The sequence below is a fragment of the Pseudomonas sp. P5_B2 genome (assembly GCF_056400445.1).
This window is the reverse complement of record NZ_JBFULH010000088.1, coordinates 1-13,430: the sequence shown is the minus strand read 5'-3', so window position 1 is coordinate 13,430 and position 13,430 is coordinate 1. Positions and strand designations below refer to the sequence as shown.

Genomic DNA, 13,430 nt, shown 5'->3' with positions numbered 1-13,430 from the left:
ATTCCAATGTGGGAGCGAGCCTGCTCGCGATAGGGCCAGATCAGTCACAGAAAAAAACCGCAAAAAAAACCCCGCCTCTCACGAGACGGGGTTTTTTTCATTCAGCGCCTGATCAGGCAGCCGGCTCCAGCTCTTCGCTGGCAGCAGCGGCAGTCACCACCGCTTGCCCGCTCAACGCCAGGTCCAGCAGCTCACGGTTGGCCACCGCGTACATGGCGTAGTCCGTACCGCTGGCGGCACGCAGTTCCACCAGCATGGCGCGCCAGCGTTCGATCATGCCTTCGTGCGCTTCCATCCACAGCGAAAGGCGTGTTTCCACGTCCTGAGTGCCATCGCCCTGTTGCAGGACGGAGATGGTGATCRCACGTTGTTGCCAGTCGACGTCATCACGGAACGCTTCACGGGCCAGGGCCTGCCAGTTGTTTTCAACCGGCAGAGCGCTGATCTGTTGCAGGTACCAGGTGATGTCCAGCGCGCTGCCGACGGCGAAGTAAGCCTTCGCGACGTCTGCTGCGTTCTGGCCGGTCACGTCCGACGCTTCGATGATCGGCAGCAAGGTGTACAGGTGAGTGGTGCCTGCAACCATGCGCGCCAGTAACTCAGGTACGCCAGCTGCGACGTAGGCCTGATAGCGGGTCTGCCAGCCCTCGCGGGTCGGGCCTTCCAGCAGTTCGTCGAGCTTGAGGCCCAGCGCTGCCAGATGTGGACCGAAGTGCGCGACGTCACGAGCGGCGTTCTGCTCGTTGCGACGGCTGCGCAGGAACCAGCGCGTGGCGCGGCGGCCCAGACGCATCAGCTCGTCCATCAGCTCCAGTTGTACGTCGGCGGAAACCTGATAATCCAGGGCTTCGATCTGACGGAACCAGTGCGGGAGGTGGAAAATGTCACGCACGATCACATAAGCACCCGCCACGTTCGCCGGGCTCATGCCGGTCGACTCTTTGAGTCGTTGAACGAAGGTGATGCCCATGTGGTTGACCAGGTCGTTGGCGATCTGGGTGCTGACGATTTCGCGCTTCAGACGGTGACGACGCATGGCGGCGGAGAACTTGCTCACCAGGGTTGGCGGGAAAGCGGTTTCCATGTCGCGGGTCAGGTAGTCGTCGTCCGGTACCAAGGAGTTGAGTAGCGCTTCCTTGAGGTCGATCTTGCTGTAGGAGATCAGCACCGACAGCTCGGCACGTGTCAGGCCGTGGCCTTCCGCGACGCGCTCGTTGATGGCTTCTTCCGCCGGCAGGAACTCGATGGCGCGATCCAGCTTGCCACGGCTTTCCAGATCGTTCATCAGACGCTTGTATTCAGCGATACGCGGCAATGCACGACGCGCAGCCAGGGACAAAGCCTGAGTCTGCTTGTAGTTGTTGCCCAGCACCAGATTGCCGACTTCGTCGGTCATGCTCGCCAGCAACTGATTACGTTGCTTGTCGGTCATGTCACCGGCGTGAACCACTTCGTTCAGCAGGATCTTGATGTTCACTTCGTGGTCGGAGCAGTCCACGCCACCGGCGTTGTCGATGAAGTCGGTGTTGGAACCGCCACCATTCAGACCGAATTCGACACGACCCAGTTGGGTCATCCCGAGGTTACCGCCCTCGCCCACGACTTTGCAGCGCAGTTCGTTGCCGTTTACACGCAGTGCATCGTTGGCCTTGTCGCCGACATCGGCGTGGCTTTCACTGCTGGCTTTGACGTACGTACCGATACCGCCGTTCCACAACAGGTCTACCGGTGCCTTGAGCAAGGCATTGAGCAGTTCGGTCGGGGTCAGCTTGTCGGCCTGAATGTCGAAGCGCTCTTTCATCTGCGGGGAAATCGCGATGCTTTTCGCGCTACGGGAGAAGATCCCGCCGCCTTCGGACATGATGCTGGTGTCGTAATCCGACCAGGCCGAACGTGGCAGGTCGAACAGACGCTGACGTTCAGCGAAGCTGTTGGCCGGCTCCGGATTCGGGTCGATGAAGATGTGCAGGTGGTTGAACGCAGCCACTAGTTGCAGCGTCTCGGACATCAACAAACCGTTACCGAATACGTCACCGGCCATGTCGCCGACGCCGACCACAGTGATGCTGTCTTTCTGGACGTTGATGCCGCGTTCACGGAAGTGACGTTGAACGCCAACCCACGCGCCTTTGGCGGTAATGCCCATCTTCTTGTGGTCGTAACCGGCGGAACCGCCGGAAGCGAACGCGTCACCCAGCCAGAAACCGTAGTCGATGGCGATACCGTTGGCGATGTCGGAGAAGGTCGCAGTGCCCTTGTCCGCCGCAACCACCAGGTACGGGTCATCGTCGTCATGACGCACGACGTTGGCCGGCGGAACCAGCACGCCGTCTTTCAGGTTGTCGGTGATGTCCAACAGGCCCGAAATGAAGATGCGGTAGCAGGCGATGCCCTCGGCGGCAATCTCGTCACGGCTGCCGCCCAGTGGCAGGCGACGCGGCAGGAAGCCGCCCTTCGCGCCCACCGGCACGATGACCGAGTTCTTCACTTGCTGGGCTTTCACGAGGCCCAGGACTTCGGTGCGGAAGTCTTCTTCACGGTCGGACCAGCGCAGACCACCACGTGCCACGTTACCGAAGCGCAGGTGCACGCCTTCGACGCGAGGCGAGTAAACGAAGATTTCGAACTTCGGTACTGGCTTCGGCAGCTCTGGAATCTGGTGCGGGTTGAACTTGAAGCTGAAGTAGGACTTGTTCTTGCCGTTCGCATCGGTCTGGTAGAAGTTGGTGCGCAGGGTGGCCTTGATCAGGTCCAGGTAGCGACGCAGGATGCGGTCTTCGTTCAGAACCTGGACTTCGTCCAGGGCGGCGATGATCGCGTGTTCCAGACGTTGCTGCTTGTCTTCCAGATCATCGCCGGACAGCTTGCGTGCCAGGTAGAAACGGGTCTTGAACAACCGGGTCAACTCGCGAGCGATGTCGGTGTGGTTGTTCAGGGTGCTGGCAATGTAGCCCAGGTCGAAGCCCAGACGAATCTGCTTCATGTAGCGTGCATAAGCACGCAGCAGCGCGACGTCGCGCCACGGCAGACCGGCGGTCAGCACCAGGCGGTTGAACGCATCGTTCTCGGCATCGCCACGCACGATGTGGACGAACGCGTCCTGCAAGGTGTCGTTGAGTTGCTGAATGTCGAGTTCCAGGCCTTCGGCAGCCGTGAACGCGAAATCGTGAATCCAGAACTCGCGGCCATTGGTGTGACGCAGGCGATACGGGAATTCACCCAGCACGCGCAGGCCGAGGTTTTCCAGAATCGGCAACACATCGGACAACGCCAGCGGCGTATCAGCGTGATACAGCTTGCAGTGCAGCATGCGTTGGCCGGACACCTGACCCAGTGGCTGATAGAAGCTCATCACCAATGGATTTTTTTCGTTCAAGCTCAGCAGGTGTTGCATGTCGACCACTGCCGAGTGGGCRGCGAARCGCTCGCGGTARCCGGCCGGGAAGCCTTTSGGGAAGTCSGCCAGCACGTTGGTGCCGTGGGCTTCGCCGAAGCTTTCAACCACGAGACTGGCGTAGTCGTCCTTCCAGCTGCGGCAAGCTTGTACCACTTCTTTTTCCAGAAGAACCGGGTCGATGTCGAGACGGTTTTTCGGGTCGACGCGCAGGATCAATTGCACGCGCGCCAGCACGGATTCGGAGAAGAACGTCCAGAACTCGCAATCCGAGGCTTTCAGGCGATCCATCAGCACTTGCTGGATTTTCTGGCGCACTTCGGTGGAGTAGATATCACGTGGCACGTAAGCCAGGCAGTAGCAGAAACGGCCGTACGGGTCTTTGCGCAGGAACACGCGGATCTTGTTGCGTTCCTGGATCTGCACGATCGACATCACGGTGCTGAACAATTCGTCAACCGGGGTCTGGAACAGATCATCGCGCGGTAGCACTTCGACCACCTGCGCCAGTTCCTTGCCCAGGTGAGCCTTGGCCTGGAAGCCGGAACGGCGTTCGATTTCTTCGACCTTGCGGCGGATGTACGGAATAACCCGCACGCTCTCGCCATACACCGAGGAGGTGTACAGGCCCATGAAACGGCATTCCTTGATGACGTTGCCGTCGGCATCGATTTCACGGATCGACACGTAATCCGGGTAAGCCGGACGGTGTACACGGCTTGGGTGCGCGGCCTTGGCGAACGACAACAGAGTCGGTTCGCGCAGGTAGTTCACGGCATAGTCTTCGATGCGCAGGTCATCGTAGGTCAGGCCGGTGCGCAGCAGTTTGGTCAAGCCCAGGAAGGAATCCTGGTCGTAGACGATGTGGCCGCCGTCGGCTTCATCGCGAACCACGAACTCTTCGTAGCCCAGGAACGTGAAGTGGTTGCCCACCAGCCATTCCAGGAAGCTTTTGATTTCGGCTTTTTCTTCGCCGTCGACCGCGTACTGGCTGTTGTCCAGGCCGGTCAGGATTTCCTGAACCTTGGCTTTCATCGGCTCGAAATCGGCGACCGCGACGCGGACTTCACCGAGCACCTGTTCCAACTCTTTGCTCAGGACATTGAGCTCGGCCGTGTTGGCGCAACGGTCGATTTCCAGGTACATCAGCGATTCTTGAAGAATGTCTTCGCCCTGGGTGCCTTTCGGCAGGATTTCCAGCAACTCGCCTTTGCTACCGCGACGTACGCTCAGCACAGTGGTTTGCAGGGTATGAATGCTGTAGCCGCGACGGTTCAGCTCGGTACGCACCGAGTCGACCAGGAATGGCAGGTCGTGGTGCAGCACTTCGACCGCGGTGTGGGTCGACTGCCAGCCGTGGCGTTCGTAATCCGGGTTGTAGACGCGCACTTGCGGTTGCGCGTGATCGAAACGCTCAAGCAGGCGCCACGCAGAAAGGGTGCAGCCGGCGAGGTCGGACAACCGACGTTGGGTCAGCTCGTCGAGGGAAATGATGCCGAAGAATTGTTCAGCGAACAGCGCCACTTGTGGCAGTGCCTGTTCACTGATGTGCTGTGCCAGTGCCGCTTGCAGTTGGTGCTGGAAGTCGGCTTTGCTGGCTGCGGTGAAGAACGCCATCTGTGGTACTCCGCTTGGGCTTGTTATTGATGGAAGCGTCGCGTGCAAAACCCCTTTCGGGGCGATCCGTCACCCTGTTCCTGATTCTCGGGCAGAGGAAACAGGGGGACAGGTGGGTGAAGCTGGACGAGACACTCGGGTCACATTCACCTTCCATGAATGGGCATCTGCAAAAACGACTGGACTGCGTGCAGCGCAATGCCTTTACAGGTGCTCATCCGTTGCGCAGCTTAACGAGTGCGGCAAGGCCCATGCTTGCGGTGCTGCGACATATTCGGTCATCGGTACGCAGCTGGCGGCATACGCCTTGAACAACACTAGCAGCCGTGGGCAAAAACGGGCGTTTTATCCCCGGTTTCCGGCACCCTCGTGCCAGAAATGACCAGTAACAATCAAAGTGTCCACGGCCCTCCTCTGACACTCATCCGAGCAGAAATTCCCTTGTGCTGGCAGAATTGTGTTTTGTTCGTCTTCACCATGCTCGCCGAGCCAGGAATTGCCCCATGCAAATGACCACCGCCCTCTTGATTGTGAACCCTTGCGATGACGAGGAAGACAACATGGCCATGCTCTGCTGCCACAGCGATCAGGGCGAAATGTTCCTGATGACCCGCTACCCGGACGAAGACGAACTGGAAATCACCCTCGACGACGAGCCTTCGACCCTGGACGGCGTAAAAGTCACCCTCAGCCCTACCCGCCTGCTGATCGAAATCGCAGCGGCGGATGTGGATGTGCTGAACGGGGATGATTCTCTGGAAATCATTCACAACACGGATGCCGGTGATTTGGCTGAAATTGAGGAAACCCTGCAGAACATCCTCAAGGGAACTGGCACCTATATAAGCCAGCTTTAGATCTCAGCGCTGGGACTGACGCCTTCGCGAGCAAGCCCGCTCCCACATTCGACGGCATTCTCATGACAGAACTCGGTTGATTGTGGGAGCGGGCTTGCTCGCGAAGAGGCCCGGAGAACGGAGCCGACTTCCGACCGGGACAAATTTCAGACATTTTCGCCAATCATTTCCCGCACTTTGCACAAAATGCCGTTAGTCGCCGCCCCCCGCGATGGATTAAAGTAACGCCCCCAGCCCAAGCGTTATTTGAACGCCTTCGGCCACCTTCTCCAGGAACAGTCACCGATGGAACATCGTGAAGCGCTGCTCGCGCTGCGAACCTTTCTTTCAACGCAGATTCTCGGCCAGGAAAAACTCATCGAGCGCTTGCTCATCGCGTTGCTTGCCGACGGCCACATGCTGGTCGAAGGCGCCCCGGGCCTGGCCAAGACCAAGGCCATCAAAGAGCTTGCCGAAGGGATCGAAGCACAGTTCCACCGAATCCAGTTCACCCCCGACCTGTTGCCTGCCGACATTACCGGCACGGAAATCTATCGCCCGGAAACCGGCAGCTTTGTCTTCCAGCAAGGCCCGATCTTCCACAACCTGGTGCTGGCGGACGAAATCAACCGCGCCCCGGCCAAGGTTCAGTCAGCGCTACTGGAAGCCATGGCCGAGCGCCAGGTGAGCGTCGGGCGCAGCACCTATGAACTGTCGCCGCTGTTTCTGGTGATGGCGACGCAAAACCCGATTGAGCAGGAAGGCACCTACCCGCTGCCCGAAGCGCAACTGGACCGCTTCCTGATGCACGTGAAAATCGGCTTCCCGGACGCGGCGGTTGAACGCAAGATTTTGCAACAAGCCCGTGGCGAGGCCCTGAATGGCGAAACCAAACCGGAACGCCGGGTCAGCCAGCAGGCGATCTTCGCCGCGCGCAAGGAAATCCTCGGTTTGTACATGGCCGACGCCGTGGAGGAATACCTGGTGCAACTGGTCATGGCCACGCGCAACCCCGGCAAGTTCGACCCGGAGATGGCCGACTGGATTGCCTACGGTGCCAGCCCTCGCGGTTCCATTGCGCTGGACCGTTGCGCCCGGGCCCACGCCTGGCTGGCCGGTCGCGACTTTGTCAGCCCGGAGGACATTCAAGCCGTGCTGTTTGACGTGCTGCGTCACCGCATCATTCTGTCCTTCGAAGCCGAAGCCGCCGGCATCGACCAGGACCGGGTGGTCCAGCGGATTCTCGACGTCGTAGCCGTCGCTTGACCCCGATGAACGCCAATCTGCCGCCCGAGCCGGGCATCCGTGTCAGCCTCGCCGAGCTGATCGAGATGCGCCATCGCGTGCGTGAAGTGCAGTTGTTTTCCACACCGAGCCAGCGCAGCCCGCTGATCGGCCTGCACCACTCCAAATTTCGCGGACGCGGTGTGGACTTCGACCAGGTGCGGGTTTATCAGGCCGGTGACGATGTGCGCACCATCGACTGGCGCGTGACCGCACGCACTCAAGAGCCGCATACCAAGCTGTTTCATGAAGAGCGCGAGCGGCCGATTTTCATCATGGTCGAGCAAAGCTGCCGGCTGTTTTTCAGCTCGGGCCTGATGTTCAAATCGGTCCTCGCCGCCCAGGCCGCCAGCCTGATTGGCTGGGCCGCGCTGGGCCATAACGATCGGGTGGGCGGGCTGGTGTTCGGCGACAATGAGCACTACGAAATCAAACCCCGACGCAGCAAACAAAGCCTGCTGCAATTGCTTAACCGACTGGTGCGGGTCAATCAATCCTTACACACCGAAACCGAGCATAACCGTGACACCCTCAACCTGGCACTGCGTCGGGCGCGAGAAGTGTTGCGGCCCGGCAGTCTGGTCATCGTGATCTGCGACGAGCGCGCCTTGACCGAAGGTTCCGAACAGCAACTGAGCCTGCTGTCACGCCATTGCGATCTGTTGCTGCTGCCCGTGTCCGATCCTCTGGACCACGCCCTGCCCGCCGCCGGCTTGCTGCGATTTGCCGAACGTGGCGCGCAACTGGAACTCGACACCCTGAATTTCGACCTGCGCCAGACCTATCGCGCGCAAGCCGAAGCGCGCATCGCCCGTTGGGAATTGCTTGCACAAAAACTGCGCGTATTGCTGATGCCATTGACCACCCAGAGCGAGATGGTCGAGCAACTGCGCGAGTACCTGAACCCACAGAAACCGGGGAAAGGTCGATGAGCAGCCTCGACCAATTGCAGCCGCTGATCACCCCGCCGCCCATCGAGTTCTGGCCTCCCGCGCCGGGTTGGTGGTTGTTGCTTTTATTGCTGCCTCTGATTGGTTTTGGCCTGTGGCGGGTGCGCCACTTGATGGCACGCAAACGCCCTATCGTTCGCGCCGAACAGCCGTTGGACCCGGTGCGCGTCGCCGCGCTGGCCGAACTGGCACGGATGCCCAAACCGTACGACGGCGCACCGGCCGGCGCCTGGTTACAGCAGCTCAATGGTTTGCTCAAACGCCTGTGTCGTAATCACTACCCCTATAGCCAGAGCCACACACTCAACGGGCGCAAATGGCTGGCGTTTCTCGACAACCGCTGCCCGGCGGCCGGCCTGACACGCTGGATGGTGCTGGTTGAAGGCGCCTACAAACCCGAATGCAAACTCGACGACAAGGCCATCGCGGGCCTGACCCAAGCCGTCGACACCTGGATTCGCAAACATGTTTGAGTTCGCCTGGCCGTGGGTGTTTGCCTTGCTGCCCTTGCCGTGGTTGATGCGTGTGTTGTTGCCGGTGGCCGACAGCGGCGAGCCGGCGCTCAAAGTCACGTTCCTGAGTGACCTCGAAGGCCTGACCCGCCGCCGCGCCCGGGCAAACCTGCCGGCCTGGCGCCAGCAGGCACCGTTCATACTGCTGTGGCTGTTGCTGTTGATCGCCGCCGCGCGCCCGCAATGGCTGGGTGAACCGCTGCCGATTGCGGCCAGTGGCCGCGATTTGCTGGTTGCGGTAGACGTGTCCGGCTCGATGGATTTCCCCGATATGAAGTGGCAAAACGAGGACGTCAGCCGTTTGAGCCTCGTGCAGCATTTACTCGGCGATTTCCTCGAAAGCCGCGACGGTGATCGAGTCGGCCTGATCCTGTTCGGCAGCCAGGCGTATCTGCAAGCACCGCTGACCTTCGACCGGCACACCGTGCGGGTATGGCTCGACGAAGCGCGGATCGGCATCGCCGGCAAGAACACCGCCATCGGCGATGCCATCGGCCTGGCCCTTAAACGCTTGCGCCTGCGTCCGGCCCAGAGCCGTGTACTGATTCTGGTCACGGACGGCGCCAACAACGGCGGTGAAATCGACCCGCTGACCGCGGCGCGCCTGGCGGCTAACGAAGGGGTGAAAATCTACCCCATCGGTGTTGGGGCCAACCCGGAAGACAGTGGCACGCTGAGCTTTCTGGGCGTCAACCCGAGCCTGGACCTCGACGAACCGGCGTTGAAAGCCATCGCCGCCGCCACCGGCGGCCAGTATTTCCGCGCCCATGACGGCAACGAACTGCAAACCATCAAGGACACCCTCGACAAACTCGAGCCCGTCACGCAACAACCCACCCAGGCCCGTCCGGCCCAAGCGTTGTACCACTGGCCGCTGGCGTTGACGCTGTGGTTGAGCATGCTGCTGGTGATGCGTGAGCGTTGGCCGGATAACCTGCTGCATCGCCTGTTGACCAAGGATCTGTTCTTGCAATCCCCCCTGCCTGACTGGCGCCAGCGACTCAAGCGCCTGCGCCTGCGGAGACGCCGATGAGCGTACTCTGGCCTTTCTGGTTCCGCCCCTGGTGGCTGCTGGTGTTGCCCCTGCTGGCATGGCTACTGTGGCAACTCTGGCACCGGCAAAAGCGTGCCGGGCGCTGGCAGATGATTCTGCCGCCGGCCTTTCACGCCGCATTGCTCAGTGGGGGTAACGGACGCGACAGCAAGCTGCCGTGGGTCGTGCTCGGGCTGGCTTGGCTGCTCACCGTTCTGGCGCTGCTGGGGCCAAGCTGGCAACGAGTCGAACAGACCAGTCAGAAGCCTGCCGACCCGCTGGTCGTGGTGCTGGAACTGACCCCGGAAATGCTCGCCACCGACGTGGTGCCGAACCGCCTGGAACAGGCGCGACGCAAGCTGTTTGACCTGCTGCAAGTGCGCAGCGACGCGCAAACGGCCATCGTCGTCTACTCAGGAAGCGCACACACGTTGGTGCCGCTGTCGGATGACCTCTCGACCAGTGGCAACCTGCTGGACGCGCTGAAACCTTCGCTGATGCCTGAGACTGGCCATCGGGCCGATTTCGCGGTGAACAAAGCCCTGGCCTTGCTCAATCAAGCCGCTTTGGGCGATGGGCGGATTCTGCTGATCGGCTCCACCCTGACCGAGCAGGAACGCCAAGGCATCCGTCAGGCATTGGATGGGCATTCGACGCAATTTCTGATGCTCGGCATCGGCACCGACGAAGGTGCCCCGGTAGCGCAGGAAGACGGCAGCTTCCTCAAGGACAAAGAAGGCGCGATTCTAGTGCCGCGTCTGGACAACTCAAGCCTCAAAGCTTTCGCCAACGATCTTGGCGGACAGTACCGTCAGGCACGGCTGGATGACAGCGACCTGCGCGCGCTCGGCCTGCTCGATGGCCCGCGCGCGTTGCGCAACGATGGCCAAATGTTGCGTCTCGATGCCTGGGCCGACCAGGGTTACTGGCTGTTGCTGCCGCTGTTGCTATTGGCGGCCTGTGCCGGGCGGCGCGGCTGGTTGTTCTGCCTGCCGCTGCTGTTTGCGCTGCCGCAACCGAGTTACGCCTTTGACTTCGAAGACTTGTGGTTGCGCCCTGATCAACGGGGTCTTCACCTGCTCAAGCGAAACCATCCGGCCAGGGCTGCGCAGTATTTCCAGGACCCACAATGGCAAGGTGTGGCGCTGTATCAAGCTGGCGACTACAGTGGCGCCGCCCAGCGGTTCGCCGAAGGCAGTGACGCCCACGCCCACTACAATCGTGGCAATGCCCTGGCCAAAAGCGGGGAGTTGGAAGCCGCGTTGGATGCCTACGAACAGGCGTTGGACCTTCAACCGGATTTGCGCCCGGCCCTGACCAACAAAGCGCTGGTGGAAAGTCTGCTCAAGCAGGAACTCACTCCGCCGCCGGTTGAGCCGGATTCCACCGACGATAGCGAAGCGCAGAACGCCGAGCAGGAACAGTCGCCGGGAGCAGCCACGCAACCTACGAGCACCGGCGATACGAAAACCGATGCGCAACAGGCCACACCGGACACCGAACAACAGGCTACCGCGCCGCCGCAGCCGGGTGCCAATGAAGTTCCGGGCAGCGAGTTGGCAGACGAACAAAGCACCAGGCCACCGCAGCGCCCGGCCAGCGACACGATCGAAGGTGAACAGCGTCAGGCGCTGGAGCAATGGCTGCGCAAGATTCCGGATGATCCGGGTGAGCTGCTCAGGCGCAAATTCTGGTACGAACAGCAACAACATCAGGATCAGGGAAAAATTCGATGACCCGCTTCACCTTCTACCTATGGGCCCTCCTGTTCTGCGCCGTTCAGGCCCAGGCGTCGGAGCTTGTGGCCAATGTTGATCGCAGTCGCCTGAATACCGGTGAGACGGTCGAACTGACCCTCGAATCCAGTGACGTGACCCAGTTTGGCAAGCCGGACCTGACGCCACTGGAGCCGCTGTTCGAAGTGCGCGGCACCCGCCAGGTCAACCAACTGAACACCCTCAGTGGCGACAACCGCGCGACCACGCGCTGGATCATCACCTTGCTGCCCAGGGCAAACGGCAGCGTGACCATTCCGTCATTGCAACTGGGCGAGGCGCAGAGCCAACCCATCACGTTGCAAGTAGTCGAGAGCGAAAGCCAGGACACCGCAACCAGACTGGCCCCGGTGTTTATCGAAGCGAGCCTCGATCAGAGCAGTGTGTACGTGCAAGCCCAGGCCGTCTTGACCTTGCGCATCTACCATTCCGTGTCGCTGTACGACGACAGCAGCCTGCCCCCCTTGCAGGTGCCCGACGCACGTATCGAACCACTGGGCGAGTCGCGCACCTACGAAAAAGTCATCAACGGTCTGCGCCATGGCGTGATTGAAATGCGCTACGCGATCTATCCGCAACACAGCGGCGAACTGGTCATTCCGGCGCAGATCTTCAGTGCCACTCTGGTCGATGCCCAGCCCGCACAGGACGCTGCGGCCCAAGTGCCGAAATCCGGCAAACTGATGCGCGTCAGCTCCACGCCCATTTCGCTGACGGTCAAAGCCAAACCCCTCACCTACCCTGCCGACCTGCCCTGGCTACCGGCCCGCAGCGTGACGCTGAGCGAAAGCTGGAACCCGGAGCCGGACCACGCCCAGGTGGGCGACTCGCTGACCCGCAGCCTGATCCTCAGGGTTGAAGGCCTGTCCAGTTCGCAACTGCCGCCGCTGCCGGCCACCGACATCAATGGCTTGCGACGCTATCCGGATCAACCGGTACTGAGCAACCAAAGCAGTGAACGCGGTTTGATCGGCAGTCGCGAAGACCGCGAAGCCCTCGTCCCCACCCGTAGCGGTGCAATCGAGTTGCCGGCGGTGGAGGTGGTCTGGTGGAACACCTTCGAAGATCACCTGGAACACAGCAGCCTGCCGGCGCGCACCCTGCAAGTCGCCAACAACCCGAGCATGGTGGTCGACACACCCGCAGCGAGCCCTCAAGTCAATTCCGCTGCCGACAATGAAACCCTGCGGCGCTGGAAACTCAGCACGCTGATCCTCGCCTGCACCACCCTCCTCGGCTTCGGCCTCTGGTGGCGTGCCCGCTGGCAACCGGCGAAATCGCGTGCCACGCAGACCGGCCCGAGTCCGCGCACCGTCCTCGACGAGCTCAAGCGCGCCTGCCTGGCGAACGACTCCCACGCCACCCGCCAGGCGCTCGACGCCTGGGCGCGGCAACAGCCGGAAACCCTGGCCGACATGGCCGCCCGCTTCGTGCCCTTGTCCGATGCCCTCGACGGTCTGAACGGCGCGCTCTACAGCGAAACCGGCCAACACTGGCAAGGCGAAGAACTGTGGCGGGCGATCAAGGCGATCCCGATTGCCGAACGGGTTCAGGACCCGGTGAGTGATACCAGCTTGCCGCCGTTGTACCCCAAATAACCACCGCCCTGTAGCAGCTGCCGAGCAGCGCGAGGCTGCGTATGCGGTGTTTCAGGCAAACCGCGTCAGCAGAAATTACGACTGCTTCGCAGCCGGACGCAGGCTTCGCCAGCTGCTACAAAGTTGCCGGCGCACCCCCAAAACAACATCCCCTGTAGCAGCTGCCGAGCAGCGCGAGGCTGCGTATGCGGTGTTTCAGGCAAACCGCGTCAGCAGGAATTACGACTGCTACGTAGCCGGACGCAGGCTTCGCCAGCTGCTACAAAGTTGCCGGCGCACCCCCAAAACAATCATCCCCTGTAGCAGCTGCCGAGCAGCGCGAGGCTGCGTATGCGGTGTTTCAGACAAACCGCGTCAGCAGGAATTACGACTGCTACGTAGCCGGACGCAGGCTTCGCCAGCTGCTACAAAGTTTGCCGGCGCACCCCCCC

At 61.2% G+C, this 13,430-nt stretch carries 8 protein-coding genes; 7 read left to right on the top strand and 1 reads right to left on the bottom strand.

Annotated elements, in window-relative coordinates:
* Positions 1-112: 112 nt before the first annotated feature.
* Positions 113-5,011 (bottom strand): NAD-glutamate dehydrogenase, encoded by a 4,899-nt coding sequence (locus tag AC1DRJ_RS10725; RefSeq protein WP_477802111.1) that lies wholly within the window; start codon positions 5,009-5,011, stop codon positions 113-115.
* Between the two features lie 503 nt (positions 5,012-5,514).
* Here AC1DRJ_RS10725 and AC1DRJ_RS10720 point away from each other — a divergent pair.
* The 7 genes from AC1DRJ_RS10720 to AC1DRJ_RS10690 all read left to right on the top strand — a co-directional run bounded on the left by AC1DRJ_RS10720 (position 5,515) and on the right by AC1DRJ_RS10690 (position 12,999).
* A complete protein-coding gene (locus tag AC1DRJ_RS10720; RefSeq protein ID WP_477802110.1) occupies positions 5,515-5,868 on the top strand; it encodes a hypothetical protein in 354 nt (117 codons plus the stop codon).
* A 285-nt stretch (positions 5,869-6,153) separates the two neighbouring features.
* Positions 6,154-7,113, top strand: a complete 960-nt coding sequence (locus AC1DRJ_RS10715; protein WP_027923426.1) for an AAA family ATPase — start codon at positions 6,154-6,156, stop codon at positions 7,111-7,113.
* Positions 7,114-7,118: 5 nt separating this feature from the next.
* Positions 7,119-8,063 (top strand): DUF58 domain-containing protein, encoded by a 945-nt coding sequence (locus AC1DRJ_RS10710; protein ID WP_477802109.1) that lies wholly within the window; start codon positions 7,119-7,121, stop codon positions 8,061-8,063.
* Positions 8,060-8,554: a DUF4381 domain-containing protein gene (locus AC1DRJ_RS10705; RefSeq protein ID WP_477802108.1), complete on the top strand. Its 495-nt coding sequence runs from the start codon at positions 8,060-8,062 to the stop codon at positions 8,552-8,554. Before AC1DRJ_RS10710 ends, AC1DRJ_RS10705 begins: the two co-directional genes overlap by 4 nt.
* Positions 8,547-9,626, top strand: a complete 1,080-nt coding sequence (locus AC1DRJ_RS10700) for a vWA domain-containing protein (protein ID WP_477802107.1) — start codon at positions 8,547-8,549, stop codon at positions 9,624-9,626. The genes AC1DRJ_RS10705 and AC1DRJ_RS10700 overlap by 8 nt, the downstream gene beginning before the upstream one ends.
* Entirely contained in the window at positions 9,623-11,362 is a 1,740-nt protein-coding gene (locus tag AC1DRJ_RS10695) for a tetratricopeptide repeat protein (RefSeq protein ID WP_477802106.1), read from the top strand. Before AC1DRJ_RS10700 ends, AC1DRJ_RS10695 begins: the two co-directional genes overlap by 4 nt.
* Positions 11,359-12,999 (top strand): BatD family protein, encoded by a 1,641-nt coding sequence (locus tag AC1DRJ_RS10690; RefSeq protein WP_477802105.1) that lies wholly within the window; start codon positions 11,359-11,361, stop codon positions 12,997-12,999. Before AC1DRJ_RS10695 ends, AC1DRJ_RS10690 begins: the two co-directional genes overlap by 4 nt.
* Positions 13,000-13,430: the final 431 nt, after the last annotated feature.

What these genes read in the sequence shown, in the direction of transcription:
- AC1DRJ_RS10720 (WP_477802110.1), top strand. Translation starts at nt 5,515, where the DNA reads ATGCAAATGACCACCGCCCTCTTGATTGTGAACCCTTGCGATGACGAG.
- AC1DRJ_RS10715 (WP_027923426.1), top strand. Translation starts at nt 6,154, where the DNA reads ATGGAACATCGTGAAGCGCTGCTCGCGCTGCGAACCTTTCTTTCAACG.
- AC1DRJ_RS10710 (WP_477802109.1), top strand. Translation starts at nt 7,119, where the DNA reads ATGAACGCCAATCTGCCGCCCGAGCCGGGCATCCGTGTCAGCCTCGCC.
- AC1DRJ_RS10705 (WP_477802108.1), top strand. Translation starts at nt 8,060, where the DNA reads ATGAGCAGCCTCGACCAATTGCAGCCGCTGATCACCCCGCCGCCCATC.
- AC1DRJ_RS10700 (WP_477802107.1), top strand. Translation starts at nt 8,547, where the DNA reads ATGTTTGAGTTCGCCTGGCCGTGGGTGTTTGCCTTGCTGCCCTTGCCG.
- AC1DRJ_RS10695 (WP_477802106.1), top strand. Translation starts at nt 9,623, where the DNA reads ATGAGCGTACTCTGGCCTTTCTGGTTCCGCCCCTGGTGGCTGCTGGTG.
- AC1DRJ_RS10690 (WP_477802105.1), top strand. Translation starts at nt 11,359, where the DNA reads ATGACCCGCTTCACCTTCTACCTATGGGCCCTCCTGTTCTGCGCCGTT.